General features: G+C 68.6%; 23 protein-coding genes. 11 read left to right on the forward strand and 12 right to left on the reverse strand.

From position 1 onward, the window contains the following. Positions 1–33 precede the first annotated feature (33 nt). The 4 genes from ACFE65_RS08455 to hflK form a co-directional block, all read right to left on the reverse strand. A complete protein-coding gene (locus tag ACFE65_RS08455; protein ID WP_375381917.1) occupies positions 34–1,257 on the reverse strand; it encodes a M20 family metallopeptidase in 1,224 nt (407 codons plus the stop codon). Between the two features lie 146 nt (positions 1,258–1,403). Continuing rightward, positions 1,404–2,960, reverse strand: a complete 1,557-nt coding sequence (locus tag ACFE65_RS08460; RefSeq protein WP_375381918.1) for a Do family serine endopeptidase — start codon at positions 2,958–2,960, stop codon at positions 1,404–1,406. 138 nt (positions 2,961–3,098) lie between these two features. Further along, complete coding sequence (hflC, locus tag ACFE65_RS08465; protein WP_375381919.1) at positions 3,099–3,968, reverse strand: protease modulator HflC; 870 nt, start codon at positions 3,966–3,968, stop codon at positions 3,099–3,101. Continuing rightward, entirely contained in the window at positions 3,965–5,104 is a 1,140-nt protein-coding gene (gene hflK, locus ACFE65_RS08470; protein ID WP_375381920.1) for a protease modulator HflK, read from the reverse strand. Before hflK ends, hflC begins: the two co-directional genes overlap by 4 nt. Positions 5,105–5,176: 72 nt before the next feature. Between hflK and ACFE65_RS08475 the strand changes: the two genes are divergently transcribed. From ACFE65_RS08475 to ACFE65_RS08485, 3 genes are all read left to right on the forward strand, one after another. Further along, positions 5,177–6,127 carry an Mrp/NBP35 family ATP-binding protein gene (locus tag ACFE65_RS08475; protein WP_375381921.1) on the forward strand — a complete coding sequence of 317 codons (951 nt, stop codon included), beginning with the start codon at positions 5,177–5,179 and terminating at the stop codon, positions 6,125–6,127. Positions 6,128–6,169: 42 nt separating this feature from the next. Next, positions 6,170–6,598: a CoA-binding protein gene (locus ACFE65_RS08480; RefSeq protein ID WP_375381922.1), complete on the forward strand. Its 429-nt coding sequence runs from the start codon at positions 6,170–6,172 to the stop codon at positions 6,596–6,598. Between the two features lie 117 nt (positions 6,599–6,715). Then, complete coding sequence (locus ACFE65_RS08485) at positions 6,716–7,177, forward strand: hypothetical protein (protein ID WP_375381923.1); 462 nt, start codon at positions 6,716–6,718, stop codon at positions 7,175–7,177. Here ACFE65_RS08485 and ACFE65_RS08490 read toward each other — a convergent pair. Further along, positions 7,157–8,479, reverse strand: a complete 1,323-nt coding sequence (locus tag ACFE65_RS08490; RefSeq protein ID WP_375381924.1) for a homoserine dehydrogenase — start codon at positions 8,477–8,479, stop codon at positions 7,157–7,159. The genes ACFE65_RS08485 and ACFE65_RS08490 overlap by 21 nt on opposite strands. Positions 8,480–8,895: 416 nt before the next feature. Here ACFE65_RS08490 and ACFE65_RS08495 point away from each other — a divergent pair, with 416 nt between their 5' ends. Together ACFE65_RS08495 and ACFE65_RS08500 are read left to right on the forward strand one after the other, a co-directional pair. After that, the gene (locus ACFE65_RS08495; RefSeq protein ID WP_375381925.1) at positions 8,896–10,905 is read left to right on the forward strand and encodes an OPT family oligopeptide transporter; all 2,010 of its coding nucleotides are present in this window, start codon (positions 8,896–8,898) and stop codon (positions 10,903–10,905) included. 30 nt (positions 10,906–10,935) lie between these two features. Beyond that, entirely contained in the window at positions 10,936–11,232 is a 297-nt protein-coding gene (locus ACFE65_RS08500) for a GIY-YIG nuclease family protein (protein WP_375381926.1), read from the forward strand. Positions 11,233–11,381: 149 nt separating this feature from the next. On the opposite strand, the gene ACFE65_RS08505 is transcribed toward ACFE65_RS08500, so the two are convergent. The 3 genes from ACFE65_RS08505 to queF all read right to left on the reverse strand — a co-directional run bounded on the left by ACFE65_RS08505 (position 11,382) and on the right by queF (position 15,531). Next, positions 11,382–12,665: a glycoside hydrolase family 130 protein gene (locus ACFE65_RS08505; protein WP_375381927.1), complete on the reverse strand. Its 1,284-nt coding sequence runs from the start codon at positions 12,663–12,665 to the stop codon at positions 11,382–11,384. Positions 12,666–12,705: 40 nt separating this feature from the next. Continuing rightward, positions 12,706–14,973: a glycosyltransferase gene (locus ACFE65_RS08510; protein ID WP_375381928.1), complete on the reverse strand. Its 2,268-nt coding sequence runs from the start codon at positions 14,971–14,973 to the stop codon at positions 12,706–12,708. A 111-nt stretch (positions 14,974–15,084) separates the two neighbouring features. Further along, positions 15,085–15,531: a preQ(1) synthase gene (gene queF / locus ACFE65_RS08515; protein ID WP_375381929.1), complete on the reverse strand. Its 447-nt coding sequence runs from the start codon at positions 15,529–15,531 to the stop codon at positions 15,085–15,087. Between the two features lie 42 nt (positions 15,532–15,573). On the opposite strand from queF, the gene ACFE65_RS08520 reads away from it, so the two are divergent. From ACFE65_RS08520 to metC, 3 genes are read left to right on the forward strand one after another with little or no spacing between them, the layout of a single operon-like run. Next, positions 15,574–17,115, forward strand: a complete 1,542-nt coding sequence (locus ACFE65_RS08520) for a cryptochrome/photolyase family protein (RefSeq protein WP_375381930.1) — start codon at positions 15,574–15,576, stop codon at positions 17,113–17,115. Between the two features lie 48 nt (positions 17,116–17,163). Then, complete coding sequence (locus tag ACFE65_RS08525) at positions 17,164–18,015, forward strand: sulfurtransferase (protein WP_375381931.1); 852 nt, start codon at positions 17,164–17,166, stop codon at positions 18,013–18,015. After that, a complete protein-coding gene (metC, locus tag ACFE65_RS08530; protein WP_375381932.1) occupies positions 18,012–19,208 on the forward strand; it encodes a cystathionine beta-lyase in 1,197 nt (398 codons plus the stop codon). The genes ACFE65_RS08525 and metC overlap by 4 nt, the downstream gene beginning before the upstream one ends. Positions 19,209–19,299: 91 nt before the next feature. On the opposite strand, the gene ACFE65_RS08535 is transcribed toward metC, so the two are convergent. The 4 genes from ACFE65_RS08535 to ACFE65_RS08550 form a co-directional block, all read right to left on the reverse strand. Beyond that, positions 19,300–21,264 (reverse strand): acetyl/propionyl/methylcrotonyl-CoA carboxylase subunit alpha, encoded by a 1,965-nt coding sequence (locus tag ACFE65_RS08535; RefSeq protein ID WP_375381933.1) that lies wholly within the window; start codon positions 21,262–21,264, stop codon positions 19,300–19,302. Continuing rightward, positions 21,261–21,650 (reverse strand): hypothetical protein, encoded by a 390-nt coding sequence (locus ACFE65_RS08540; RefSeq protein ID WP_375381934.1) that lies wholly within the window; start codon positions 21,648–21,650, stop codon positions 21,261–21,263. The genes ACFE65_RS08535 and ACFE65_RS08540 overlap by 4 nt, the downstream gene beginning before the upstream one ends. After that, the gene (locus ACFE65_RS08545) at positions 21,647–23,245 is read right to left on the reverse strand and encodes a carboxyl transferase domain-containing protein (RefSeq protein WP_375381935.1); all 1,599 of its coding nucleotides are present in this window, start codon (positions 23,243–23,245) and stop codon (positions 21,647–21,649) included. Before ACFE65_RS08545 ends, ACFE65_RS08540 begins: the two co-directional genes overlap by 4 nt. Positions 23,246–23,402: 157 nt before the next feature. Further along, entirely contained in the window at positions 23,403–24,572 is a 1,170-nt protein-coding gene (locus ACFE65_RS08550; protein ID WP_375381936.1) for an acyl-CoA dehydrogenase family protein, read from the reverse strand. Positions 24,573–24,796: 224 nt separating this feature from the next. On the opposite strand from ACFE65_RS08550, the gene ACFE65_RS08555 reads away from it, so the two are divergent. The 3 genes from ACFE65_RS08555 (at position 24,797) to ACFE65_RS08565 (ending at position 26,892) form a co-directional block, all read left to right on the forward strand. Further along, complete coding sequence (locus ACFE65_RS08555) at positions 24,797–25,219, forward strand: hypothetical protein (RefSeq protein WP_375381937.1); 423 nt, start codon at positions 24,797–24,799, stop codon at positions 25,217–25,219. A gap of 252 nt (positions 25,220–25,471) precedes the next feature. Then, positions 25,472–26,389 (forward strand): hypothetical protein, encoded by a 918-nt coding sequence (locus tag ACFE65_RS08560; RefSeq protein ID WP_375381938.1) that lies wholly within the window; start codon positions 25,472–25,474, stop codon positions 26,387–26,389. A gap of 11 nt (positions 26,390–26,400) precedes the next feature. Continuing rightward, positions 26,401–26,892 (forward strand): hypothetical protein, encoded by a 492-nt coding sequence (locus ACFE65_RS08565; protein WP_375381939.1) that lies wholly within the window; start codon positions 26,401–26,403, stop codon positions 26,890–26,892. Positions 26,893–26,919: the final 27 nt, after the last annotated feature.

The following is a 26,919-nucleotide window of genomic DNA, read 5'->3' on the forward strand; positions in this document are numbered from 1 at the left end:
GGCCTTCGGCTCAAGGCCGAGGTGACGAGGGACTTACCCAAGCCCGCCCTCCAGGAACCGTTCCGCCATCGCGCAATGGAGCGCGATGCCGCGCGCCATCACGCGCTCGTCGATCGTCATGCGGGTGTTGTGGAGCGGCGGGTTGGTCGCAGGATCGCTCCCCTCGGGCGCGACGCCGATGAACGACATGGCGCCCGGGGTCTGTTGGAGAACATAGGAGAAGTCTTCCGCCCCCATCATCGGCGGCATGATCCGCCACGCGTCCTCGCCGCCCAGCGCGACGGCGCAGCCCTGCACCAGATCGACGGCGCCCGGATCGTTGACCGTCACCGGATAGCCCGGCTCGATATCCGCCACCCCGGTCGCGCCATGCGCGGCGGCGATGCCCTCGACGATCCGCGTGAACGCGGCCCGCAAGCCGATGCGGGTAGCTTCCGACAGCGTCCGCATCGTGCCGAGCAGCTCGACCTGACCAGGGATGATGTTGTGCGCGCTGCCGGCGTTGAACTTGGTGATCGTCAGCACGGCGGGATCCGTGACGGGCACAACGCGCGCGACGTGCGTCTGCAGTGCGATCACGATCGCGCAGGCGACCGGGATGGGATCGATGCAGTCGTGCGGCATCGCGGCATGGCCGCCGCGGCCGATGATGGTCGCGCGCAGCGTGTCGGTGGAGGCCATCAGCGTTCCCGCCCGGCTGACCACCACGCCGGCCGGCTGGTTGGGCGTGATGTGGAGCGCGAAGGCGGCGTCGGGCGCGGGATCGGCGAGCAGGCCGTCGGCGATCATGTGACGCGCACCATGATAGCCTTCCTCGCCCGGCTGGAACATGAAGACGACGGTGCCGGGCAACGATTCAGCGCGTGCGCACAGCGCCTTGGCCGCGCCGACGAGCATCGCGGTATGCGAATCATGCCCGCACGCGTGCATCGCGCCGGGGATGCGGCTGGCGAACGGCAGTCCCGTCTCCTCCGTCATCGGCAGCGCGTCCATGTCGCCGCGCAACAAGACCGTGCGACCATTGCCCCCGCCGCGCAGGATCGCGACCGCACCGCTGGTCGAAGGTCCTTCGCGCCACTCGAGCGGCAGGCCGGCGAGCGCCGCCTTGATCTTGGCGGTCGTGCGGTGACAGGCGAGCCCGATCTCCGGATCGGCGTGGATCGCGCGGCGCAGATCGATCGCGTCGGCCAGCTGCGTCTCGCCGACCGCGTTCCAGTCGGCGGAACCGTCGCGGCCCGTGTCGAGATCGAGGGTCATGCGTCGCGCCTTTCGTTCCAGCATGCCAGCATAGGCACTGCCGGGCGGGACATAGCCCTGCGATCACATCCGGGACAGGCCCGAAATGAAAGAGGGCCGCCGCGATTCCTCGCGACAGCCCCCTTGCGCGCTCGACCGACCGCCGATCAGCTCTTGAGCTTCACCGGGACGTAATGGCCGGGGGTCCGCCCACGCGTGATGAACAGCAGCACCTGCGATCGCCCCGCTGCCTTGGCCGCCGCGACGCCGCGCGCGATGTCCGCAGGCGTGCGGACGGGCGCCGAGTTGATCGCGCTGATGACGTCACCGCGCTTCAGCTTCGCGCCCGCGTCGCTCGACTGCTCGACCGCCGAGACGACCACGCCCGCTGTCCCGTCGGCAACGCCGATCGAGCGCGCGATCGCCGGCGTCAGCGTCTGCACGGTCAGGCCGAGGGGAGCTGATGCGGACGGCTGCGCCTGGCCGCCGGTGTCGTCCGGAATGCCGTCGCCATCGTCGTCCCCACCCTGCTGCGCCAGAAGCGCCTCCTCGGACGGACGCGTGCCGACCGTGGCGGTGACGCTGGCCGGCTTGCCGTCGCGGATCACGTCCAGGCGCGCGGTGCCGCCCGGCATGACCGACGCGACGAGATACGACAGCGACGTGTCGGGCGTGACCGCCGTGCCGTTGACGCGCGTCACCACATCGCCCTGGCGCAGGCCGGCCTTGGCGGCGGGGCCGCTCGGCTCGACGCTCTCGATCAGTTCGCCCGAGTTCTTGGAGACACCCAGCGCACCGGCGGTGTCGTCGTCCACCGGCCCGATCTGGACGCCCAGGTAACCGCGGCTGATCGTGCCGCCCGCCCGCAGCTTCTCGACGATCGGCTTCGCCTCTTCCGCTGGAATCGCGAAGCCGATGCCGATGTTGCCGCCGCCCTGGCTGCCCAGGATCTGCGAGTTGATGCCGATCACGTCGCCGTTCATGTTGAACATCGGGCCACCCGAATTGCCCTGGTTGATCGCCGCGTCTGTCTGGATGAAGCGATCGTAGACGCCGAGCCCGGTCGACCGGTGCAGCGCCGAGACGATGCCCGCGGTGACGGTGCCGTCGAGCCCGAACGGGTTGCCGATCGCGATCACCCAGTCGCCGACGCGCGCGCGCGAGGAGTCGCCGAACTTGACGAACGGCAGCGGCGCGGGCGCGGTGATCTTCAGCACCGCCAGGTCGCTCGCCTGGTCACGCGCCACCAGCCGCGCGACATATTCCTTGCGGTCCGTCATCGTGACCTTAATCGATTCGACCGTCGCGCCCTTCATACCGGCGGCGATGACGTGGTTATTGGTGACGATGTAGCCGTCGGGCGAGATGACGAACCCCGATCCCAGCGACTGCGCTTCGCGCGTCACCGGGGTGCCGCCGCTGCCGCTGCCGCCGCCCGGCTCGCCGAACTGCTGCCCGAACAGCTCGCCCAGCGGCGTGCCCGCGAACGGGTTCTGCTGCTGCTGAACGGTGACCTTCTGCGTGGTCGAGATGTTGACGACCGCCGGCTGCAGCCGCGCGACCATGTCGGCGAAGCTCATCGGCGCGCCGGCGCGGGGCGCGCTCGCCTGGATCGCGCCCGGCTCGTTCTGCGCGGCCTGCGCGTCGGCGGGGTGCTGGATGGCAAGCGTCGCGGCGGTACCGCCGAGCAACAGGGCTCCGGTGAGGGCGTAGGCGTAACGCACGGTGGTCAATTCCTCTCGGGTCGCAAGGGACGCGACATCAGGCGATCGTTGGGCGATCCATGCCCGTCCCTGCCTGAACGCGGATTGAATATGAACGGGCCCGAAAGGCGGGCGCCGGCACGGATTTGGCCGGCCGCGTCACCGGCCGCCGTTCTCGAAGTTCCTGAGATAGCTGTTGTTCGGCGACAGCACCCAGCTCGTCGAGCCCTTGGGCCCGGTGCCCGCGCGGCCCGGGATGAACGTCTGCCGATACGACTGCATCGACCGGTAGAAGTCATAGAAGGACGCGTCCTTGTTGAACGCCTGGGCATAGATCTGCGCGGCCTGCGCGTCGGCGTTCGCCTGGATGATCTGCGCGTCCTTGTTGCCCTGCGCGCGGGTGAACGCCGCCTGCTGCTGGCGCGCGGTCCGCATCCGCTCCAGCGTACGGTCGAGCGGGCTGCCCGACGGCAGGTCGGCATGCTTGATCCGGACGTCGACGATCTGGACGCCATATTGCGACGCGGTGCGCTGCAACCGTGCGGTGATCGCCTCCATCACCTTGTCGCGATCGGGGCTGAGCAGCACCTGGAAGCGGATCTTGCCGATCTGGCTGCGGATCGCCGAAGCGAGCAGCGGCGTCAGTGCCTGACGCGCGCCTTCGACGCTGCGCGCGGTGTTGACCATCCGCATCGGATTGATGACGCGGAATCGGGCATAGGCGTCGACCTCCAATCGCTGCTGGTCGGACGAGAGCACCTGCTGGTTCTCCGCGTCGACGTCGAGCACGCGCTTGTCCACCCACACGAGCCGATCGACGAACGGGATGCGCGCGATCAGACCTGCGCCCGTGTCGCCGAACGTCTCGCTCGCGCGATACGGATTAACCACCGCGACCGGCCGTTCGAGCCGCAGGATCACCGCCTGCTCGGTTTCGGGCACGATCGCGAAAGTCGCCGCCGCGACGATCACGAGCAGCAGCGCCAGGATGCCGATCACCACCGGGTTGCGCAGCAGGACAGGGTTCACTGGCCACCCCCCGAAGCGGGCGCGGTCGCCGCGGCGTCGGGCGCCGCCGCGTCCGGCAGCTTGTGCGCACGGTCAAGCGGCAGGTACGGCATCACGCCGCCCGGCTCCACAATCGTCTTGTCGGTATCGGCCAGCACGGCCTCCATCGTCTCGTAATACATCCGCCGGCGCGTCACCTCTGGGGCGAGCTTGTACTGGGTGTAATAGACGTCGAACGACGCCGCCTCGGCCTGTGCTTTCGCGATCCGCTGCTGCGCGTAGGACGTCGCCTGGTTGTGCGCGCTCGCCGCGTCTGACTGCGCGGCGGTCACGTCCTTGAACGCGTCGTTGACGGTCGCGGGCGGATCGGCCTGCTTGATCGCGACGCCCTCCATCCGCACACCCGAGCGATAGCCGTCGAGGATGCGCTGCATCCGCTCCTGCACCAGCCCCTCGATCGCGGTACGGCCCGGCCCCAGCGCCTCGTCGAGCGTGACGTTGGCCACCTCCTCGCGCATCGCGCTCTCGGCGACGGCGCGCACCGTCTCGCGCGGGTCCTTGATCTGGAAGACGTAATCTTCGGGATTGTTGATGTTCCAGCGCACCGACCAGGCGAGATCGATCAGATTGCCGTCGCGCGTCAGCATCGGCCGCTCGCCGTTGCTGCCCTCGCCGTCCGCCGGCAGATCATCGGTGCGGATGTTCTGCACGTCGACCTTGGTCACATCCGCGATCGGTGCCGGCAGGGTGAAGCTGATCCCCGGCTCCAGCGTCTTCTCATAGGCGCCGAAATAGGTGACGACGCCGCGCTGCTGCGGCCCGATCGGATGGATCGAGGTGTAGAGGATCCACACCGCGACGATCAGCGCCGCGCCGATGCCCCATAGCGCACGCGCGTTGGCCGTGTGCGGCAACAGGGGCCCGCCGCCACCGCCGCCACCGCGCGCCCGGCGCAGGAAGTCGTCGAGCGCGGTCTGCTTGGCGGCCTTGGGCGGCACCGACCAGGGATTGCGCGGACCGCCCCGCGCGCCGGGAACGCCGCCGTCGCCGCCACTGCCAGCGCCGCCCGAACCGTTCTGGCCCGGACCCCATGGCCCCTTGGGCTGGTCTGCATGAAGCGTGGGCGCGCGCTGGAACCACCCCATCGAGATCGTCATGCCCTTCTTTATAGGTTGAGCAGACGGGAAAAACAGTGGCAAGCCGGGCGCGCGCTCCTAAGTCGACCGGCGATGACACAGGACACCCTCATTCACGCACTTTCCACCGTCGCGGGCGGTCGCGCGTCCGCGCGGCTGACGGGCGCGCGCGCCGACGTGATCCTCGACGTGACCGGCCTTCATGCGCCCGCGCGCGATGTGCTGGAGGCCGCGGTTCGCGCCGCGGCTGTCGGCGTGGCGGGTGTGGCGGAGGTCCGCGTCGCGCTCACGAGCGAACGCACTCACCGCCGGCTGATCGCGGTCGCCAGCGGCAAGGGCGGGGTCGGCAAGTCGACGCTGTCGGCGAACCTGGCGGTCGCGATGGCGCGCGCCGGGCGCCGCGTCGGGCTGGTCGACGCCGACATCTACGGCCCCTCCCAGCCCCGCCTCATGCAGGCGGAGGGCGAGCGGCCCGAGGCGCGGGACAAGGTGATGATCCCGGTCCGCACCCGCTGGGGTGTGCCGATGCTGTCGATGGGGCAATTGGTGGAGCCCGGCCGCGCGGTCGCCTGGCGCGGGCCGATGGCGGCGGGCGCGCTGGGCCAGATGGTCGACGCCGACTGGGGCGCGGTCGACACGCTGCTGCTCGACCTGCCGCCGGGCACGGGCGACATCCAGCTGACGATGATCCAGAAGTATCGCCCCACGGGTGCCGTCATCGTCTCGACGCCGCAGGACCTGGCGCTGATCGATGCGCGCCGCGCGATCGACCTGTTCCAGAAGGCGGGCGTGTCGATCGTCGGCCTGGTCGAGAACATGGCAGGCTATGTCTGCCCGGCGTGCGGCGAGACGTCCGACCCGTTCGGCAACGGCGGCGCGGAAGCGGCGGCGGGCGAGCTCGCCATCCCGTTCCTCGGCCGCGTGCCGCTCGACATCGCGATCCGCCGCGCCTCCGACGCGGGCGAGCCGCCGGCGGCGGTGGAGGGCGATCGGGTGTTCTCGGCGCTGGCAGCGAAGGTCGGCGCTTGGCTGGATGCGCACTGAACCCTCGCCGTCCCGCCGCGTTACGCCCATCGGAGACAGATCATGCCGCTGACCCGTGACGAGGATATCAAGGCGCTGCTGGAGGAGACCCGTACGATCGCGCTGGTCGGCGCCTCCGATCGGCCGAACCGGCCGTCCTGGGGCGTGATGCGCACGTTGCAGGCGCACGGATACCGCGTCATTCCAGTCAATCCTCAGATCACCGGCGAGCACCTCCACGGCGAGTTCGTGTTCCGCGACCTGTCGCAGTTGGGCGACCCCATCGACCTGGTCGACATCTTCCGCCGCTCGGACGCGGCCGGCGACGCGGTGGACGAGGCGATCGCGATCGGCGCCAAGGCGATATGGATGCAGTTGGGCGTGGTGAACGAGGCCGCCGCCGCCCGCGCCGAAGCCGCCGGGCTGAAGGTGGTGATGGACCGCTGCCCCGCGATCGAGATCCCCCGGCTGGGCGTGGCGCGGGTCGGGTGAGGCATCCATCCATCCTGTCATCCCAGCGAGCGCTGGCATCTGCCTGCCGCGCGCGTACCCTGACACGCAGCGACCCCAGCGTTCGCTGGGGTGACGGTGGACAGCGGAGGGCCTGACATGATCGCCCCCCTGCTCTTCCTCCTCCAGGCCGCGACGGCTTCCGCCGCTGCGCCGCCTACGCCGCCGGCGGCGGGAGGCGAGAAGATCGACATCCTCGCCAAACCCTGCGCCAACGCGAGCAACGACGGCGGCGACGTGGTGGTGTGCGGGCGGCCCGAGACGCTGGCACCCCGCCTGCCGCTGCCGCAGTTCCGCGGCGTGCCCGACCATGCGGTGCCGTCAAACCCGGACATGAGCGCCGCCGTCGCGCTGGACGGGCCGGGCATCGGCACCGAATGCGGCGCCTATGGCGAGGGCTGCCCGATCGGCGGCGGTGGCTATGCGATCCCGGCGCTGCTCGGCGGCGCCTCGAACCTCGTCAAGAAGGCGTTCGCGAAGCACCCGGACAAGACAGGCCGCGTCGCCATCCCGCTGGAAGACGACCCGCCGGTCGACGTGTCACAGAAGGTGCATCCATAAGGGCTGGCCTGCGAGACTTGGGGAGCCACGAAGCCGCTCCAGCGCCGCCGCCACGCAGCGCTCCGGGCCCTCGTGGGTGACGATCGCCACCAGCACATGCCCGTCGGAGCCCGGCACCGCGCTGGGTCCGCGCTGGATCAGGCTCTCGATCGAGACGCCTGCGTCGCGCATCGCCGCCGCGATCTCCGCGAGCACGCCCACCTTGTCCGCGACGGTGAAGCGCAGGTACGCGCGCCCGCGCCGCTCACCCGCGTCCGCCGCCGGTGCCTCGGCCAGCGACTCGGCCGGCATCGCGAAGGGCGGCCCGAACTCGCCGCGCGCGATGTCGATCAGGTCCGCCACCACCGCGCTCGCCGTCGGGCCGTCGCCTGCGCCGCGCCCCTGGAACAGCAACTGCCCGACGAAATTGCCCTCCACCACCACCGCGTTGAGCGGCCCCGCGACATGCGCCAGCGGGTTGGTTAGCGGAACCAGATGCGGATGGACGCGCTGGAAGAGGCCCCCGCCTCCATTGGGCGGCCCAGCTTCCGCGATCCCCACCAGCCGCACGCGATAGCCGAGCGCCGCCGCCTCCGCGATGTCGGCGGCCAGCACGTGGCGGATGCCGGTCGCGGCGACCTGGTCGAACGCCGGCCGCGTGCCGAACGCGAGGCTCGCGAGGATGGCCAGCTTGTGCGCGGCATCCACGCCGTCGATGTCGAAACTCGGGTCGGCTTCGGCGAAGCCCAGCCGCTGCGCCTCCGCCAGCACGTCCGCGAAGTCGCGCCCCTCCGCCTCCATCTTGGTCAGGATGAAGTTGCACGTGCCGTTGAGGATGCCCGCGACGCGGACGATCTCGTTCGCCGCCGCGCCTTCGCGCAGCCCCTTCACCACCGGCACGCCGCCCGCGACCGCCGCCTCGAACTTGAGCGCGACGCCAACGCCGCCCTTGGCGCCTTCCGCCGCGCGCGCGAGCTCCAGGCCATGGTGAGCGATCATCGCCTTGTTCGCTGTGACGAGGTGGCGCCCCGCCGCCAGCGTGGCGCGCGCCAGCACCAGCGCCGGGCCGTCCGCGCCGCCGACCAGCTCCACCACCACGTCGACGTCTTCGCGTTGCGCGAGCGCGGCGGCATCGTCGACCCATTCGGCGCCCGACAGGTCGATCCCGCGATCGCGGTGCCGGTCGCGCGCGGACACCGCCGTCACGGTGATCGCGCGGCCGGCGCGTCGCGCGACCAGTTCGCCGTTCGCCGCCAGCAACCGCATCACCCCGCCGCCGACCGTCCCCAGCCCCGCCAGCCCCACGCGCAACGCTTCCGCCATGTCGGTATCTCCCGGTCGTTCGTGGCGCGGGTAGCCAGCGGGGCCAGGGGTGTCGACCCACCCTCCTACGTCATGCCGGACTTGTTCCGGCATCCAGCGTCGTCCGCGTCCCACACGCCGCTTGGAGCGGACCGCGCTGGACCCCGGAACAAGTCCGGGGTGACGAGCAAAGTGACCGCGACAACTTACGCAGGATATCGCGAGGATGTCCTGAACTCGCCCCTGTCCTACATCGGCGCCTTCTGTCATCCTTTGGAGGATGATCGACCACACGCTCAAAGCCGCCGCCCGCCTCGCAACCCGCAGATGCCCAAGGTCCGGCTATCGGACACGGCGCGCACAGAGTGTTTTTGGTGTTACCTACTGTTACCTACTTCGCCGATCGCCCCGCCACAGTACCGCGACCGGAGCCGCCCGTGGCTGAGCCGACGACCCTCGATCCCCGCCCCGCGGGCGCCGCCGAGCTTACGCTGCGCGGCATCCTGCTCGGCGGGTTCATCACGCTGCTGTTCACCGCAGCCAACGTCTATCTGGGGCTGAAGGTAGGGCTCACCTTCGCGACCTCGATCCCCGCCGCCGTCATCTCGATGGCGATCCTGCGCTATCTGCCCGGCGCGACGATCTGGGAGAACAACATCGTCCAGACGGTCGCGTCGGCGGCCGGCACGCTGGCGGCGATCATCTTCGTGTTGCCCGGCCTCGTCATGATCGGCTGGTGGCACGGCTTCCCCTATTGGCAGACGGCGGGGATCACCGCGACCGGCGGCGTGCTGGGTGTCATGTTCTCCGTGCCGCTCCGCCGCGCGCTGGTGGTGGATACGGACCTGCCGTATCCCGAGGGCCATGCCGCCGCCGAGGTGCTGCGCATCGGCGCCGGCGACCGCGAAGGAGCGGAGGAGAGCGCGGCGGGGCTGCGCGTCATCGTGCTGAACTCCGCGGTGTCGGCCGGCTTCGCGATCCTGACGCAGACCCGGCTCGCGGTGGCGGAGGCGACGAAGGTGTTCCGCGTGGGGCCGGGCGCTAGCGAGGTGTCGGGCAGCCTGTCGTTCGCGCTGCTGGGCGTCGGCCATCTCGTCGGCCTGTCGGTCGGCCTGGCCATGCTGGCGGGGATCGCGACCGGCTTCTGGATCGCGCTGCCGATCCTGACCGCGCACGCTCCCGCAGCGGCCGGCGTCGGGCTGGAGGCCTGGGCCGGCGGCGTCTTCCGCACCGACGTGCGCTTCCTGGGCGCGGGCGTGATCGGCGTCGCGGCGGTGTGGACGCTGGCGAAGATCGCCGGGCCGGTGCTGGGCGGCATCCGCTCGTCGCTCGCAGCATCGCGCGCGCGCGGCCGCGACGAGATCGTTGCGCTGGAGGAGCGCGACCTGCCGTTCGGCTGGGTGGTCGGCGGCAGCGTGGCGGTGCTGGTGCCGATCGCGGGATTGCTCTGGTCGGTGATAGCGGGTGGGCCGCTGGCGGGATCGGCGTTCGTGCTGATCGCGGGCGCGCTGGTTTTCGTGCTCGTCATCGGCCTCGTGATCGCGGCGGTGTGCGGGTACATGGCCGGGCTGATCGGCGCGTCCAACTCGCCGGTGTCGGGGATCGGCGTGCTGTCGGTGCTCGCCGCCTCGCTGATGCTCGTCGGGCTGTTCGGGCGCGGGCAACCGGTGGGCACGACGCAGGCGCTGGTTGCCTATGCGCTGATCGTGACCGGCATCGTCTTCGGCGTCGCGACCATCTCCAACGACAATCTCCAGGACCTGAAGACCGGGCAGTTAGTGGGGGCGACGCCGTGGAAGCAGCAGGTCGCGCTGCTGATCGGCGTCGGCTTCGGCAGCCTGGTGGTTCCGCCGGTGCTGGAGCTGATGATGCGCTCGTTCGGCTTCGCCGGGATGCCGGGCGCGGGGCCGAACGCGCTGGCAGCGCCGCAGGCGGCGCTGATCTCGGCGCTGGCGAAGGGCGTGCTGGGCGGGGACCTCAACTGGGCCATGCTGGGCTGGGGCGTGGTGGTGGGCGTGGCCGCGGTAGCGGTGGACGAGGGGCTGGGCCGCGCGAAGCTGCTCCGCCTGCCGCCGCTGGGCGTCGGGCTCGGCATCTACCTGCCGATGAGCGTGACGCTGCCCGTGGTGCTGGGCTCGGTGCTCGGCCATCTGTACGACCGCTGGGCGGACGGGACGCGAGACCCGGAAGGCGCGCGGCGGACGGGCATCCTGATGGCGACGGGCATGATCGTGGGCGAAAGCCTGTGGGGCGTGGCGTTCGCGGGCATCGTCGCGGCGGCGGGAACGGACGCGCCGCTGGCGGTGGTGGGGGACGGGTTTGGGTCGTGGGCGCTGGGTGGGGGGACGGCGCTGTTCCTGGCGCTGACGTGGTGGTTGTACCGGCGAGCGCGGGGGGTGGTTACCCAAGGACGCCTGCCCTCCGCTCCATCGTCACCCCGGGCTTGACCCGGGGCCCCGCTGTTTTTCTAGCCTTGTATGGACGATCGGCTCGGCGGTTGGGTCTACATCATGGCGAACCGCTATCGCGGCACGATGTACGTCGGCGTCACCGCGGATCTCGCGAGGCGTGTTGAGCAGCATCGATGCGGTGCGGGATCGACATTCTGTCGAAAATACGGGCTCATTCGGCTCGTGTGGGCAGAACGATGCGACACTCTGGAAAACGGCATCGCGCACGAGAAGCGTTTGAAACGCTGGCGGCGCGAGTGGAAGTTCGAGCTGATCGAAAAGGACAATCGCGACTGGCGAGACCTCGGATCGGCGTTGGTCTGAAGAAGCGGGGCCCCGGCTCAAGGCCGGGGTGACGATGGAAAGAAGCAACGATGAAAGATGAAGCATAGAAGGCAGAGCCACTGGCGTGACGTTGAACAGCCGACCATCGCGGTGCCGCTTTCCCGGCATCGGCGCGGGCGTAGCCGCGCCTACGCCATGGCGTTCAACATCTCCTTCACCGGCACGAACGCGAACCCCACTGAGCTGTCCGCAATTCCATAAGGCATGAACAACGTATCGCCATGCTTGATCGCGCCGCATGTATAGACGACGTTCGGCACATACCCCTCTCGATCCTGGTCCGCCGCCGCCAGTATAGGCAGCTTCGTCCGCCCGATCACCTTGGACGGATCGCGCTTGTCGAGCAGCACCGCGCCGATCGAATATTTCCGCATCGCGCCGACGCCATGCGTCAGCAGCAGCCAGCCCTCGTCCAGCTCCAGCGGCGCGCCGCAATTGCCGATCTGGACCAGTTCCCAGGGATATTCGGGCTTCAGGATCATCGCGCCCTCGTCCCAATGCGTCAGGCTGTCCGACTGGAGCAGGAACAGGTTCTCCCCGTCCTGCCGCCCGATCATCATGTACTTGTCGCCCACCTTGCGCGGGAACAGCGCCATGCCCTTGTTGCGCGACGCGCTGCCCGTCATCGGCACCAGATCGAACGAGCGGAAGTCGCGGGTGCGCATCAGCTCGGACTGGATGATCGATCCGTTGTAGGCGGTATAGGTGCCCAGCCACTCCGTGCTGCCGTCCCCATGCTCGAACTGGACGAGGCGCAGGTCCTCCAGCCCCTTCGACTGCGCGCGCGTGATCGGGAAGATGACCGTCCCCGATAACGTCGAATCGCGGTGGCGATAGACCGTCACCGGCCCCTCGGGCAGTTCCTCCTCGCCATGGCCGGGGCTGTCGGTCGCGGTCGCGAACGGCGGCTCGGGCGCCAGCGTCATCTCGTGGCTCTCGGTGATGATCCCCTCGCGGAAGGCGACGGACGAGATATGCCCCTCCCCCACCGCGCGCAGCGACATCAGGATGCGCATCGACCCCGCCGGCATGCCCGACTGGTCGAAATGCGGCACCGCGCTCGGGTTCATCAGCGCGGCGGCGGCATAGCTATACTCGTGGCAGAAATAGGCGCCGATCAGCTGTCGCTTCTCGTCGCCGATCTCCGCGCCGTCGAGGCGCATCACGTCCTCGATCTCGTCGTAGCGGGTCATGAACACGCGCCGAGTCTGCCAGTGGCGCGCCTCGAAATCGCGCAGCACCAACTCAAGCTGATCGCGCGCCTCGCCCGGCGACATCTCCAGCACCTCGCGCACCAGCCGTTCGGCACGGCTCGGTCCGTTGGCGGTCGGCGCCCAGGCGAGGTGAAAGGGACGCACCACGACCCGCGACGGGTCGGCATGCAGCCGCAACTGGTGATTGAAGAGATTCACGCCTGCGCTGCGCCCCGATTACCCTGTCGGCGCCGGGCGATCAGGCGACGGCGCGCTCCGTCCCTGCCACGCCCGCGGACGCTTGCGAAAGCCCCGAAATCGCACAGGATGCCATTTGCAGCGCCAAAATCGACTCGGCACCCTGATTGCGGTTGAGGCCGGTCGGCATCAGCCCGTCGAAACAGCCGCCATCGCTCTGGCTGGCGAGCGGCAGGTCGAGATCGTTGGAGCCGAGATACCAGCGGTACGCCTTGGTCGCTTCCTCGATCCACCGCGGATCGCCGGTCGCGTCATGCGCGGCGGCGCACGCGTCGATCGTCGCCTGCGCTTCGAGCGGCTGCTGATCGAACGCGAGCGGCTCCTCATACGGACGGCCGAAGCTCTCGGTGCCGATCGCGCGGAACCGGCCCTCGGGGCTCGTCTGCATGCCGACGATCCAGTCGAGCGTGTCGAGGCCGCAACGGACCAGATCGTCGCGCCCGAGCGCCTGCCCGGCGCGGATCAGGGCCTGCGGCAGGCGGGCGTTGTCATAAGCGAGCACGATCTCGAACCAGCGCCACTCGGGCCGGCGCGCCTCGGCCAGGAGCGCCAGATGTTCGTCGGGGAAGCGGGCGAGGATGGTGCGCGACAGTTCGTGCCCTGGCAGCGCCTCCAGCATCGCCGCCGCGCCGAGCATCGCGAACGCCTGAGCACGCGGGCTCTGCAGTTCGAGCGCCAGGCTGCCGGCCTGATCGAACATCGCGATCGCCCAGTCCCGGTGCTTGCGGACCTTCGCATCGCGCGCGGTGATGCCGAGCGCCCAAAGCGCACGGCCATTGGAGTCCTCCGACCCCACGTCCTCGCACCACGTCCGGTCGAAGTTCATGAAGTTGCGGAACCGGCGGCGATCCGGGTTCCACGCATATTGCAGGAACGACGCGTAGATCGTCGTCCAGCGATCGCGCTGATCCTCCGGCATGTCGGCGATCATGTGGGTCAGCATCAGCGCGCGGGCGTTGTCGTCGATGCAGTACCCGTGACGCCGATCGGGGACCGAATAGATCGAGTGCTGGAGCATGCCGGTCGAGTCAGTCATCCGCTCCACCGCCGCGAAGTCGGGCGACAGCGCGCGTGCCGGCGCGTTGCCCGCAGAGACGATACGCCGTGGCTTCGTCGCCAGTGCCGCTTCCATCTCGACCATCGCACGCTCCGCCAGCCGAGACCAGATCATCGTGCGACCGCGCTGATACGCCCGCTGCGACAAGCGGCTGCGGTTGCGATCGGAGCCGAGCAGATCGTTGATCTCACGCGCGAACCCCTCGCTGTCGCCGAAGTCGACAAGCACGCCGTGACCGTCAGCCAGTATCTCGGTCGCATGGACGTACGGCGTGGAGACCACCGCCTTGCCGGCGCCGACCGCATAGGACAATGTCCCACTCGTGATCTGCGCGGGATTGACGTAGGGCGTCGCGTAGATGTCCGCCGCCTGAAGATAGTCGATCAACGCGTCATGCTCGACGAAAGCGTCGAAGAACTGGATGTTCCCGCCGACACCCAGCTCGGCCGCGAGCGCCACCAGCCGGTCGCGATAGGCCTCGCCCTCATACGCGACCAGGTTTGGATGCGTCGCGCCGAGTACCACGTACAGCACCGCAGGATGCGCCGCTGCTACCGTCGGAAGCGCACGGATGATCGTTTCGATGCCCTTGCTAGGAGCGAGCAGCCCGAAGGTCAGCACGACCTGACGGCCCGCCCAGCCGAAACGCTCCTTGAACTCGTCTGCCTCGTGGAACGGACGATCCGGCACGCCATGGGGGATCATCGCTAGCGAGCGCGGATTGGCGCCGTACACGCGCTGGAGGATCTCGCGACCCTTCTCGGCCATCACGATCACCTTGGCGGCCCGCCGCAACAGCCCCTCCATCACCCGACGCTCGTCGGCGCTTGGCCGCTCGAGGACCGTGTGGAGCGTCACGATCAGCGGCAGGGACGTCCGATCGAGCAGCGTCAGGATATGCTCGCCCGCCGCGCCTCCGAAGATGCCGTATTCATGCTGGAGCCAGATCGCCTGGGCGCCGCTCTCCTCGATCGCTCGCGCCGTCGAGAGATACGCCATTAGGTCGTTCTGCGGGATGCTCCGCGTTACCTCGGGCGGATAGGCGTAGGGCGCGTGGTGATCGTCCATCACGTATACGTCGATCGCCAGATCCGGGAAGCTGGCGCGCAGGGCCTTGTACGTGTCGGTGGTGTACGTCGCGATCCCGCACTTGCGGGGAAGAAAGTTGCCGATCAGGGCAATGTGATCGACCGTCGCGACATGCTGGCTCACCGAAATCGATCCTCCTGAGCGACCGACAGTCGCTGGCTGTACCGGCGATGAACGATCTTCTCCCAAGATGGTTGCGATGATGCCGCGTTGCAACAGAGCTCAGGTCATGGCTCAGCCGCGACCGCGATAGGGAGCGACGCCCTGATCGGGCAGCCATATGTCCGCAGGCGGCGCTGCGCTCTGCCAGAAGACGTCGATGGGGATGCCGCCGCGCGGATACCAATAGCCGCCGATCCGCAGCCAATGCGGCCTCATCTCCCCGAACAGCCGCTCGCCGATACCGACGGTGCAATCCTCGTGAAACGCATTGTGATTGCGGAAACTGCCGAGGAATAGCTTGAGCGATTTCGATTCGACGATCGTCGCGTCGGGCACATAGTCGATCACGAGATGCGCGAAATCCGGCTGGCCGGTAACCGGGCACAGCGACGTGAACTCGGGCACCGCGAACCGCACGAGATAGCGCGAGCCGGCGCGCGGGTTGGGCACATAGTCGAGCGCAGCCTCGTCGGGGCTGGCGGGAAGGCGGCTGGGCTGGCCTAGGTAAACGGGCGTCATCGCCCCTATCTAGGCGTCGACCGCGAGGATACCACCGGCGCCATGACGATCCTGATCCCGGTGCTGGGCGACCAGCTTTCACCCTCGCTGTCGTCGCTCGACGGGGTCGACCAGGCGGACGCGGTGGTGCTGATGATGGAGGTGGCGGAGGAGACGACATACGTCCGCCACCACCAGCGCAAGATCGCGTTCATCCTGTCAGCGATGCGCCACCATTCCGAGGCCCTGCGGGCTGCGGGATGGCAGGTACGCTACGTCGCGCTCGACGACCCGGACAATTCCGGCAGCTTCACCGGCGAGGTCGCGCGCATTGTCTCCGAGATCGCGCCGGAGCGGATCGTCACGACGGAAGGCGCCGAATGGCGCGTGCTGGCGATGCAGCAGGCGTGGGAGACGCTGTTCGGCATCCCCGTCGACATCCGGCCCGACACGCGGTTCATCGCGACCCATGCCGAGTTCGAGAAATGGGCGGAAGGCCGCGTGGAGCTGACCATGGAGTGGTTCTACCGCGACATGCGCAAGAAGACCGGCCTGCTGATGGACGGCGCGAAGCCGACTGGTGACCGGTGGAACTTCGACAAGGAGAACCGCAAGCCTGCAAAGGCCGATCTGCTGATGCCGCGCCCGCTCGCCTTTCCGCCTGACGCGATCACGGCCGAGGTGCTGGCGCTGGTCGCGACGCGCTTCCCCGATCATCCGGGCAGTCTCGACGACTTCGACTATGCGGTGACGGCGGCGGATGCGGAGCGGCAGACGGCGTATTTCATGGAGCACGCGCTCCCGCAGTTCGGCGATTACGAAGATGCGATGCTCGTCGGCGAGCGGTTCCTGTGGCACTCGATCCTGTCGCCCTACATCAACGCCGGACTGCTCGATCCGCTCGACCTCGCCCATCGGGCAGAGGCCGAATATCGCGCCGGCCGCTCGCCACTAAACTCGGTCGAAGGCTATGTCCGCCAGCTGATCGGCTGGCGCGAGTACATGCGCGGCATCTATTGGCGCGAGGGGCCGGACTACATCAAGCGCAACTTCCTCAACGCCCACCGCCCGCTGCCCCGCTGGTACTGGACGGGCGAGACCGACATGCGCTGCCTCGCCGAAGCGCTGGGACAGACGATGGCGACCGCGCACGCGCACCATATCCAGCGGTTGATGATCACGGGCAATTTCGCGCTGCTGATCGGCGCCGACCCGGCGCAGGTGCATCGCTGGTATCTGGAGATCTACATCGACGGCTATGAATGGGTGGCGTTGCCCAATACGCTGGGGATGAGCCAGTTCGGCGATGGCGGCCTGCTCGGGTCCAAGCCGTACGCGGGCTCCGGCGCGTACATCAACCGGATGAGCGATTACTGCCGCAACTGCCGCTACGACGTGACCAAGCGCGTCGGCGAGGATGCCTGCCCGTTCAACGCGCTCTATTGGGACTTCATGGCGCGCAACGAGGAGAAACTCGCCGGCAACCGGCGGATGCGCAACCCCTATGCCACTTGGCGCCGGTTCGCGCCGGAGACGCAGGCGGAGGTGCGCGCGCAGGCCGCGACGTTCCTCGCCAAGCTGGACGCGGAACCCTCCGGCTACTGACCCGGCCGGGGTGGCGGCACCGCGCCGAAGCCTTTAGGCACGGCGGACATGGACGCGCTCGTCACCCCCGCATGGCTCGCCGAGCATCTGGACGAGGCCGATCTGGTGGTGCTCGATGCGAGCTATACGTCCACCATCCCCGGTTCCGCACCCCGCGACCCGCTTGCTGCCTACCGCGCTGGGCACATCCAGGGCGCGCGCTTCCTCGACCTCGATACGCTGGTCGATCGGGACGCGGCCCTTCCCTCGACGATCCCGGCCGCCGCGCTGGTAACGGAGCGGCTGCGGGCGCTGGGCATCGCCGCCCACAGCCGGATTGTGCTGTACGACGACGTGCAGCATCACACATCGGCGCGCGCCTGGTGGCTGCTCGTGGCATTCGGCATCACCCGCGTCGCACTGCTCGACGGCGGCATCGCCAGGTGGCGAGCCGAGGGCCGTCCGCTCGCGGCCGGGGACGAGGCCGAGCCGGCGCGCGGCACCGTCAGCGCCCTGCCCGACGCGTCTCGGCTGCGGACGCTCGACCAGATGCGCGCCCTCGTCTCCGATGGTGGCGCGCGGATCGTCGACGCCCGCTCGGCGGCGCGCTTCACCGGCGAGGAGGCCGACCCGCGTCCCGGCACCGCCGCCGGCCATATCCCGGGCTCGGCCAACCTGCCGTACACGCAATTATTCGCGTCCAACGGCATCTGGAAGCGCGGCGCGGAGCTGGAAACCGCCTTCGCGGACGCCGGGGTCGACTGGCACCGACCGTTGGTGACGACGTGCGGGTCCGGCGTCACGGCCGCCGTCCTCGCGTTCGGCGCGCACCTGCTCGGTCACCAGGCATCGCTGTACGACGGCAGTTGGTCCGAATGGGGCGCCGACCCCTCCACCCCGAAAGCGATCGGCCCGGCATGAACGATCCCGAGACCCCGCACGGCTCCTCGACCCGCGTCGTCGAGGCAGGGCGCCGACCCGAGTGGACGCAAGGGATCGTCAACACGCCCGTCTGGCGCGCGTCCACCATCCTGTACGACAGCGTCGCGGACCTGCGCGCGGCGGGGGCGGCGAACACGCACCACCGGCTGTTCTACGGCCGCCGCGGCACGCCGACGCAGTGGAGCCTCGCCGACGCGCTGACGGAGCTGGAGCCGGGAGCGGAGGGGACGTTCCTCTACCCGTCCGGCGTCGCCGCGATCGCGGCCGCGCTGCTCGCCGTGCTGTCACCGGGCGACGAGCTGCTGCTGGTCGACAACGCCTATGATCCGACGCGCAATCTGGCGGAGGGCCTGCTCAGGCGGATGGGGATCACGACGCGCTACTTCGACCCGCTGATCGGCGCAGGGATCGCCGAGCTGATCGGCCCGGCGACAAAGGCGATCTTCCTCGAAAGCCCCGGCAGCCTGACGTTCGAGGTGGGCGACGTCCCAGCCATCTGCGCGGTCGCGAAGGCGCGCGGGATCGTGACGCTGCTCGACAACACCTGGGCGACGCCGCTGCTGTTCCCGGCGATCGCGGCTGGCGTCGATTATGCGATCCTGGCCTGCACCAAATATGTCGTCGGCCATTCGGACGTCATGCTCGGCTCGGTCACCGCCGCCCCCGGCCGGTTCGCGCGCCTTCGCGACGCGAGCTTCCAGCTCGGCCAGCACGTCGCGCCCGACGACGCCTGGCTCGCGAGCCGGGGCCTCCGCACGATGGCGGTACGGCTGCGCCAGCACGGGACAAGCGCACTGCGGATCGCCCGCTGGCTCGCCGAACGGCCGGAGGTGGGCGAGGTGTTGCATCCCGCCCTGCCCGGCTGCCCCGGACACGAGACGTTCCTGCGCGACTTCACGGGCGCATCGGGCCTGTTCGCCTTTGCGCTGCGCGATGGCGACGAGGCGTCACGGGCGGCGTTCATCGACGGCCTGAAGCATTTCGGCATCGGTTATAGCTGGGGCGGGTTCGAGAGCCTGGCGCTGCCGATTGATCCGGAACGATACCGGACCGTCGCCAAGCGCCGCTACGCCGGGCCGCTGGTGCGGTTGCAGATCGGACTGGAGGACGCGGACGATCTGATCGCGGACCTGGAAGCCGGGCTGGCGCGGTTCCGGACGGCGCGGGGTTGAGGTTCCAAGCCGACCCTCATTCGTCACCCCGGGCTTGACCCGGGGTCCCGCTTCTTGAGCCGCCGGCTTCGAAAGGCAGCGGGGCCCCGGCTCAGGGCCGGGGTGACGAAGGAAAAGGATCGCGGCCGGCGGCATCCGCCCGCTCCACCCGCACCAGCAGCGTCCCCTCCGTCACCTGCCCGCCCACGCTCGCATTGACCGCCGCGACCGTCCCGTCGAACGGCGCGATGAGCTCATGCTCCATCTTCATCGCCTCCAGCACGACGAGCCGCTGCCCCTTGGCGACCGCGTCGCCCGCGGCGACCTCCACCGCGATGACGCGGCCCGGCATCGGCGAGAGGATCGCGCCGTCGGCGGCAGTGCCCGTGGCGATCCCGTCGTGCCGCTCGGGCTTGAAAAGGAAGTTCTGCGCATCGTCCCAGATCACGAAGCCGTCCGACACAGGTTCGGCAAACACCGGAAAGCGGTTCTGCCAAGTCGCAGTTAGATCACGTTCGTGCACCTGGCCGGCATGCATCACGCGGATGGTTAGGTTCGAAAGACCGTTCAATCGGAAACCCGTGATATCACGCCAAGGTTTGCCCGAAGGATCGGCAAGCGGCTCGGCGCCGTTGCTGGAGAATGCTCTTCCCTCCTGTTCATAGGCCGCCAAGGTGGTGACAGCGTCATGGAAGACAGTCTCACGAGGAGCGTCCGGCGGTATCAGCGTGGATGCATTTCGCTCGATAAAGCCGGTGTCGACATGCCCAGCTCGGAAACCATCGTCGTCCAGAGCTCTACGCAGAAAGGCAGCATTGGTCCTGACGGGATAGATGTCGGTTGCGTGGCAAGCCGCGCTTAGCTGTTCGATCGCGTCGAGGCGGTTGCCGGCATGTGCAATCAACTTAGCGATCATCGGATCGTAGAACGGCGAGATCACATCGCCTTCGGACACGCCGGTGTCTTCCCGGACTGTATCCTGACGTCGATATATCTCTAGCCGCCCGACGCTCGGCAAGAACCCCTTCGCCGGGTCTTCCGCATACAGCCGCGCCTCGATAGCCCAGCCGTCGATGCTCAACTCCTCCTGCCGCCTAGGTAACGGCTCGCCCGACGCCACGCGTAATTGCCATTCGACCAGATCGACGCCGGTGATCTCCTCCGTCACCGGATGCTCCACCTGGAGCCGCGTGTTCATCTCCATGAACCAGATGCGGTCCGCTCTCAGCCCCTCGCTCGCGTCGGCGATGAACTCGATCGTGCCCGCGCCGACATAGTCGACCGCCTCCGCGGCCCGGACGGCCGACGCGCAGACCAGCTCTCGCGTGTGCGGGTCCATGCCCGGCGCGGGCGCCTCCTCGATCACCTTCTGGTGGCGACGCTGGAGCGAGCAGTCGCGTTCGAACAGGTGGACGACCTGACCGTACGTGTCGCCGAACACCTGCACCTCGATGTGCCGCGGCGAGAGGATGTATTTCTCGATCAGTACCCGGTCGTCGCCGAACGAGGATGCCGCTTCGCGTCGACACGACTGCAATGCTGCACCGAATTGCTGCGCAGCATCGACTTGCCGCATGCCCTTGCCGCCGCCGCCCGCGACCGCCTTGATGAGCACCGGATAGCCGATCGCGTCGGCCTCCGCCTGCAGCCGTTCCGGCGACTGGTCATCCCCCAGATAGCCCGGCGTCACCGGCACGCCCGCGGCGATCATCCGCGCCTTGGCCGCGTCCTTCAGCCCCATCGCCCGGATCGAATCAGGGCGTGGGCCGACCCACACCAGCCCAGCGTCGATCACGCCTTGCGCGAACTCGGCGTTCTCCGACAGGAAGCCATAGCCCGGATGGATCGCCTCCGCCCGTCTCGACAACGCCGCGGCGATGATCCGCTCGCCGACCAAATAGCTTTCGCGCGCCGGCGACGCGCCGATATGCACCGCCTCGTCGGCCTGGCGGACGTGCAGCGCCTGCGCGTCGGCATCCGAATAGACGGCGACCGTACGGATGCCCAACGCCCGCGCGGTGCGGATAACGCGGCAGGCGATCTCGCCGCGGTTGGCGATGAGGAGCGACCGGATCATACCGTGATCCGACTCCAGATCAGCCAATGAGGATTATCCTGTCCCGACATATAGGCGATCATGGCGTCTTCGACATCGTTTCGGTCTAACTTTGATATCAAAGCCTCGCCTCGATCGGCGATCTTAGCCAGGAAAGCGAGTCTCTGTTCAGTCAACACGTCTTTGTCGTGCCTACTGGCGACATAGTGATTGGACTTATCGCCCTCTCTCTTCTCAAGGCGCCATCCGCTAGTCACGAGACATTGCATGTAGGTCTCGTCTGCTCGCTCGATGATAACGAAGCGATCGCTGATGCCGTTCTCGGCTGCGTCCAGAGCCGCTTTCAGCGTCGCGGCCGTTGCCACATCCGGATGACCGGAGCCGGCGATGATAACCGTGTTAGTCACATCCTGAACACGCCGAAGCGTGTCTCCGCGATCGGCGCCTCCAACGTCGCGGCCAAGGCCAGGCCCAGCACGTCGCGCGTCTGTACGGGATCGATCACGCCATCGTCCCAAAGGCGGGCGGTGGCGTAATAGGGATTGCCCTCGTCCTCGTATTTCTGCCGAATCGGGGCCTTGAACGCCTCCGCCTCCTCGGGCGTCCAGATTCCTGCGTCGCGGTGGACGGTCGCGAGCACGCTCGCCGCCTGTTCGCCGCCCATCACGCTGATCCGCGCATTGGGCCAGCTGAACAGGAAGCGTGGGCCATAGGCGCGGCCGGCCATTCCGTAATTGCCCGCGCCGAAGCTGCCGCCGATCAGGATCGTGATCTTGGGCACCGTCGCCGTCGCGACCGCCGTCACGAGCTTCGCGCCATGCTTGGCGATCCCTTCCGCCTCGTATCGGCCGCCGACCATGAAGCCCGATATGTTCTGGAGGAACAGCAACGGCACGCGGCGCTGCTGCGCCAGTTCGATGAAGTGCGCGCCCTTCTGCGCGGATTCGGAGAACAGCACGCCGTTGTTGGCGAGGATCGCCACCGGCAGGCCCCAGACGTGCGCGAACCCGCAGACGAGCGACGCGCCGTACAGCGGCTTGAACGCGTGGAACTCCGATCCGTCGACCAGCCGCGCGATTACCTCGCGCACGTCGTAGGGCGCGCGCACATCATCGGGGATGACGCCGTACAGCTCCTCGGCGGCGTGACGCGGCGGGCGCGGTTCGCGGCGGTTGACGCAGGCCTGCTCGGCCGGCGGCAGCGTCGAGACGATGTCGCGCACGATCGTCAGCGCATGGAGATCGTTCTCGGCGACGTGGTCCACCACGCCCGAGCGGCGCCCGTGCGTGTCCGCGCCGCCCAGTTCCTCCGCGGAGATGACCTCGCCGGTCGCGGCCTTCACCAACGGCGGGCCGGCGAGGAAGATGGTGCCCTGCCCACGCACGATCACGCTCTCATCGCTCATGGCGGGGACATAGGCGCCGCCGGCGGTGCAGCTGCCCATCACACAGGCGATCTGCGCGATGCCGGCGGCCGACATGGTCGCCTGATTGTAGAAGATGCGTCCGAAATGGTCACGATCCGGGAACACCTCGGCCTGGTGTGGCAGGTTGGCGCCGCCCGAATCGACCAGATAGAGGCACGGCAGTCGGTTCTCGGCCGCGATCTCCTGCGCGCGCAGGTGCTTCTTGACGGTCAGCGGGTAATAGGTGCCGCCCTTCACGGTCGCGTCGTTGCAGACGATCATGCACTGGCGCCCCGACACGCGGCCGATGCCCGCGATCACCCCTGCGCCCGGCACCTCGCCGCCATAGAGGCCATGAGCGGCAAGCTGGCCGATCTCCAGGAACGGCGATCCGGGATCGAGCAGACGTTCGACGCGCTCGCGGGGCAGCAGCTTGCCACGCGCCGCGTGCCGCTCGCGGGCGGCGGCGGATCCGCCGAGCGCGGCCCCCGCGACCTTGGCGCGAAGCTCCGCGACCAGCGCGCGATTGTGCGCAGCATTGGCGCGGAAGGCGTCGCCGTCGGGCGCCAGTTTGGTATCGAGTACGGGGGCGGTCACGAGCCCATCCTCCCCGAGCTTGCTCGGGGAGGGGGACCAGCCGGAGGCTGGTGGAGGGGCCGCCGCGTCAGCGGCGGGAAAGCGCCCTGCCCCTCCACCATGCTGCGCATGGTCCCCCTCCCCGAGACAAGCTCGGGGAGGATGATGGAGCAGCCCCTCACTGCGCCACCGGCGGGTTGTGGCCGATCAGTTCCCGGCCGATCAGCATCCGCCTGATCTCGTTGGTGCCCGCGCCGATGTCGAGCAGCTTGGCATCGCGCAGATACCGTTCCACCGGCCAGTCCTTGGTATAGCCCGCGCCGCCGAGCGCCTGGATCGCCTCCAGCGCGACGCGCACCGCGTTCTCGCTCGCCAGCAGGATCGCGCCCGCCGCGTCGAACCGCGTGGTGCGGCCGAGGTCGCAGCTTCGCGCCACCGCATAGACATAGGCGCGCGCCGAGTTGAGCGCGACGTACATGTCCGCGACCTTGGCCTGCATCAACTGGAAGCCGCCGATCGCCTGCCCGAACTGCCGGCGCTCGCGGACATAGGGCACGACGACGTCGAGACACGCCTGCATGATGCCGAGCTGGATGCCCGCGAGGACCGCGCGCTCGTAATCCAGCCCGCTCATTAGCACGCCAACGCCGCCGTTCAGCGGCCCCATGACGTTCGCGGCCGGCACCTCGCAGTCCTGGAACACCAATTCGGCGGTCGGCGATCCGCGCATGCCCATCTTGTCGATCTTCTGGCCGATCGAGAAACCGGCCATGCCCTTCTCGATCAGGAAGGCCGTGATGCCGCGGCTGCCCTCCCCCGTCCTGGCATAGACGACCAGCGTATCGGCGTAAGTCGCGTTGGTGATCCAGAACTTGGTGCCGTCCAACACATAGCCGGCGTCCGTCGCGCGGGCCTTGAGCTTCATCGAGACGACGTCGGATCCCGCGCTCACCTCCGACATCGCGAGGCTGCCGACATGCTCGCCGCTCACCAGTCTGGGCAGATACTTCGCCCTCTGCTCGTCGCTTCCCCAGCGGCGGATCTGGTTGACGCACAGGTTGGAATGCGCGCCGTAGCTGAGCCCGATCGAGGCGGACGCACGGCTCACCTCCTCCACCGCGACGACATGCTCGAGATAGCCGAGGCCGAGGCCGCCCCATTGTTCCTCAACGGTGATGCCGTGCAGCCCCAATTCGCCCATCGCGCGCCACAACTCGTCGCGGGGGAACCAGTCCTCCGCATCGATCCGTATGGCAAGCGGGGCGATCCGGTTGGTCGCAAACCGACGGGTGCTGTCGCGGATCATCTCCGCGGTCTCGCCCAAGGCGAAGTCGAAATCGGGGGTCACTGCCGGGTCCTCTGCCAGGTCTATCGTCTTGGAGCCGCTAGCACGCCCGCCTGCCAGACGAAAAGCGATGCCACCGTTCCCGACTCTACCCCACTTCGGTTTTGATAAGGATTGCTGACCCTATTTCGTAGATTGCGTCACGACCCCGTTCGCTTAACATTCATCTCGGTTAACATGCCGTGGGTGCGATGACGACATCAGTGGAACATCGAATCAAGGACATCATGCTGCGTTTACGCGACGTGACGAGCGATCTTAGCCGGATTGCGGATGCAACCGAAGGGGCGCCGACGATCGTCGCGGCCTCGCCGCAACAGGCGATGGCCCAACAAGCGGCCGGGCTGCTGCGCCATCGTCAGTTGCGCAAGCGGTTCCTGCCGGCCGATCTGTTCCGGGAACCGGGTTGGGACATGCTGATCGCGATCTACATCGCCGATCGCAATGGGCATCCGATGAACGTCAAGTCGCTGGTGGCGATGGTGGACGCGCCGGCGACCACATCGCAGCGCTGGATCGACCATCTGGACCGGCTCGGCCTCGTCACGCGCGCGACGGACCCGCTCGATCGGCGCCGGATCGAGGTGTCGCTGACGTACGCGGGACAATCCGCGCTGGAGGCCTATCTCAGCGCAACCGCACCCAAGTGAGTCGTCCGGGCGCGGCCGGCGAGAGACGATAGGCCTCAATTTGAGTTTATCGGAGGATGGCGGCGCGATCTGCTGCTCCGCGTCCAGTAAGCGATAGGAGACCTAGAGTGTCTTCACCAGAACTAAAGTGTCTCACTTTGGTTTTGTAAGAATCCGTTTAGCCAGCTGCATGAAAACACCTCCGATCGAGGGGGTCACTTGCGCATCCATTCTGTATCCGAAGCGACAACTTACCGGCTTCCACCTGTGCTCATGGTGGTCGTCGCGTTGTTGTCGCTGCTGGCGGCCGAACGGGCGCAGGCGCAGACGCGCGCGGGAACCGCGATCACCAACGTCGCAGCGGCGTCCGCAAACGTCGCCGGCAATCCGATCGCGGCCCCGTCGAACGCGGTGACCTTCCTTGTCGTCGAACGGCTGGACCTGTCGTTGACGGTGGGCGATCGGCGAGCACCGGCGACGTTCCCCGCGATGCTCACCAATCGTGGCAACGGCAGCGAAGCGTTCTCGCTCTCGGCGACCGGGCCCGACGGCGTTACCATTCGCGGCATCGCGATCGATGTCGACGGCAACGGCCTGTACGATCCCGCGCACGACACGATGCTGACGCAGGGCGTCACACCGGTGCTCGATCCCGGCGCCGCGCTATCGCTGCTCGTGCTGGTCGATGGCGTCGCCAGCGCCGGCGACGGTGGCACCGTGACGCTGGCCGCCCGAGCGGTCACCGGCTCCGGTGCGCCCGGCACGACGTTCGCGGGCGCGGGCGACGGCGGCTCGGATGCGGTGGTGGGGCCGACAGGAGCCACGGCCCACGTCGCCTTCCCGCTCGCGCTCACTGCCGCGGCAGCGCCGACCCTCCTCAAGACCCAGTCGGTGCAGGCGCCCGACGGAAGCGCGCAGGCCGTGAGCGGCGCAACCGTCACCTACACGCTGCTGGCGACGTTCGCCGACCGGCGCCTGGCGGCACGGATCGACGATCCGATACCCGCGGGCACCCGCTACGTGCCGGGCAGCCTGACCCTCGACGGCGCGGCGCTGACCGACGCGGCCGACGCCGATGCCGGCACCGCCAGCAGCACGGGCATCGGCGTGTCGCTCGGCGACGTCGCCGCGCCGCCAAGTCCCGGTGGCAGCATCACCCACACCGTCCGGTTCCAGGTCGTCCTTCAGTGAGGAGAATCCCAATGAAATCCCGCCGCCATCCCATCGCCGCGAGCCTTGCGCTCGCTGCGTCGACTCTTGCCTACCCCGCCCTCGCGGCGCCGGCCGGCCCGCTCGTCATCACGACCCGCGTGATGGTGGAGCAGCGCCATGCCGCGCCTGACGGCACCACCCGCATCGTGCTCGCCAAGCCTGATCGCGTCGGTCCCGGCGACCGCGTCGTGATCCTGCTCGGCTATCGCAACGCCGGTACGCAGCCGCTCGGCAACGTCGCGCTCGCCGACCCGCTGCCGTCGTCCATCGCCTTTCGCGGGCCTCACGCCGGATCCCCGGACCCTGAAGTCTCCGCCGACGGAAGCCACTACGGGCTCTTGTCCACGCTGATCGTGCCCGCCGCCGGCGGCGGGACACGGCCCGTCCGCGCTGCGGACGTGACGGCGGTCCGCTGGCCGCTGTCCGCGCCGCTCGCGCCCGGCGGCCAGGGCGAGCTCGCCTTCGAAGGCACCATCAAGTGACCGCGTATCACCCGACCAAAACAGGAG

It is taken from the genome of uncultured Sphingomonas sp. (assembly GCF_964237335.1).
GTDB lineage: Bacteria > Pseudomonadota > Alphaproteobacteria > Sphingomonadales > Sphingomonadaceae > Sphingomonas.

Excerpts from the sequence above, each read along its gene's own strand:
- ACFE65_RS08455 (WP_375381917.1), bottom strand. The coding sequence starts at position 1,257 with ATGACCCTCGATCTCGACACGGGCCGCGACGGTTCCGCCGACTGGAAC.
- hflK (WP_375381920.1), bottom strand. The coding sequence starts at position 5,104 with ATGACGATCTCGATGGGGTGGTTCCAGCGCGCGCCCACGCTTCATGCA.
- ACFE65_RS08475 (WP_375381921.1), top strand. The coding sequence starts at position 5,177 with ATGACACAGGACACCCTCATTCACGCACTTTCCACCGTCGCGGGCGGT.
- ACFE65_RS08480 (WP_375381922.1), top strand. The coding sequence starts at position 6,170 with ATGCCGCTGACCCGTGACGAGGATATCAAGGCGCTGCTGGAGGAGACC.
- ACFE65_RS08485 (WP_375381923.1), top strand. The coding sequence starts at position 6,716 with ATGATCGCCCCCCTGCTCTTCCTCCTCCAGGCCGCGACGGCTTCCGCC.
- ACFE65_RS08490 (WP_375381924.1), bottom strand. The coding sequence starts at position 8,479 with ATGGCGGAAGCGTTGCGCGTGGGGCTGGCGGGGCTGGGGACGGTCGGC.
- ACFE65_RS08500 (WP_375381926.1), top strand. The coding sequence starts at position 10,936 with ATGGACGATCGGCTCGGCGGTTGGGTCTACATCATGGCGAACCGCTAT.
- queF (WP_375381929.1), bottom strand. The coding sequence starts at position 15,531 with ATGACGCCCGTTTACCTAGGCCAGCCCAGCCGCCTTCCCGCCAGCCCC.
- ACFE65_RS08520 (WP_375381930.1), top strand. The coding sequence starts at position 15,574 with ATGACGATCCTGATCCCGGTGCTGGGCGACCAGCTTTCACCCTCGCTG.
- ACFE65_RS08525 (WP_375381931.1), top strand. The coding sequence starts at position 17,164 with ATGGACGCGCTCGTCACCCCCGCATGGCTCGCCGAGCATCTGGACGAG.
- metC (WP_375381932.1), top strand. The coding sequence starts at position 18,012 with ATGAACGATCCCGAGACCCCGCACGGCTCCTCGACCCGCGTCGTCGAG.
- ACFE65_RS08535 (WP_375381933.1), bottom strand. The coding sequence starts at position 21,264 with ATGATCCGGTCGCTCCTCATCGCCAACCGCGGCGAGATCGCCTGCCGC.
- ACFE65_RS08555 (WP_375381937.1), top strand. The coding sequence starts at position 24,797 with ATGCTGCGTTTACGCGACGTGACGAGCGATCTTAGCCGGATTGCGGAT.
- ACFE65_RS08560 (WP_375381938.1), top strand. The coding sequence starts at position 25,472 with ATGGTGGTCGTCGCGTTGTTGTCGCTGCTGGCGGCCGAACGGGCGCAG.
- ACFE65_RS08565 (WP_375381939.1), top strand. The coding sequence starts at position 26,401 with ATGAAATCCCGCCGCCATCCCATCGCCGCGAGCCTTGCGCTCGCTGCG.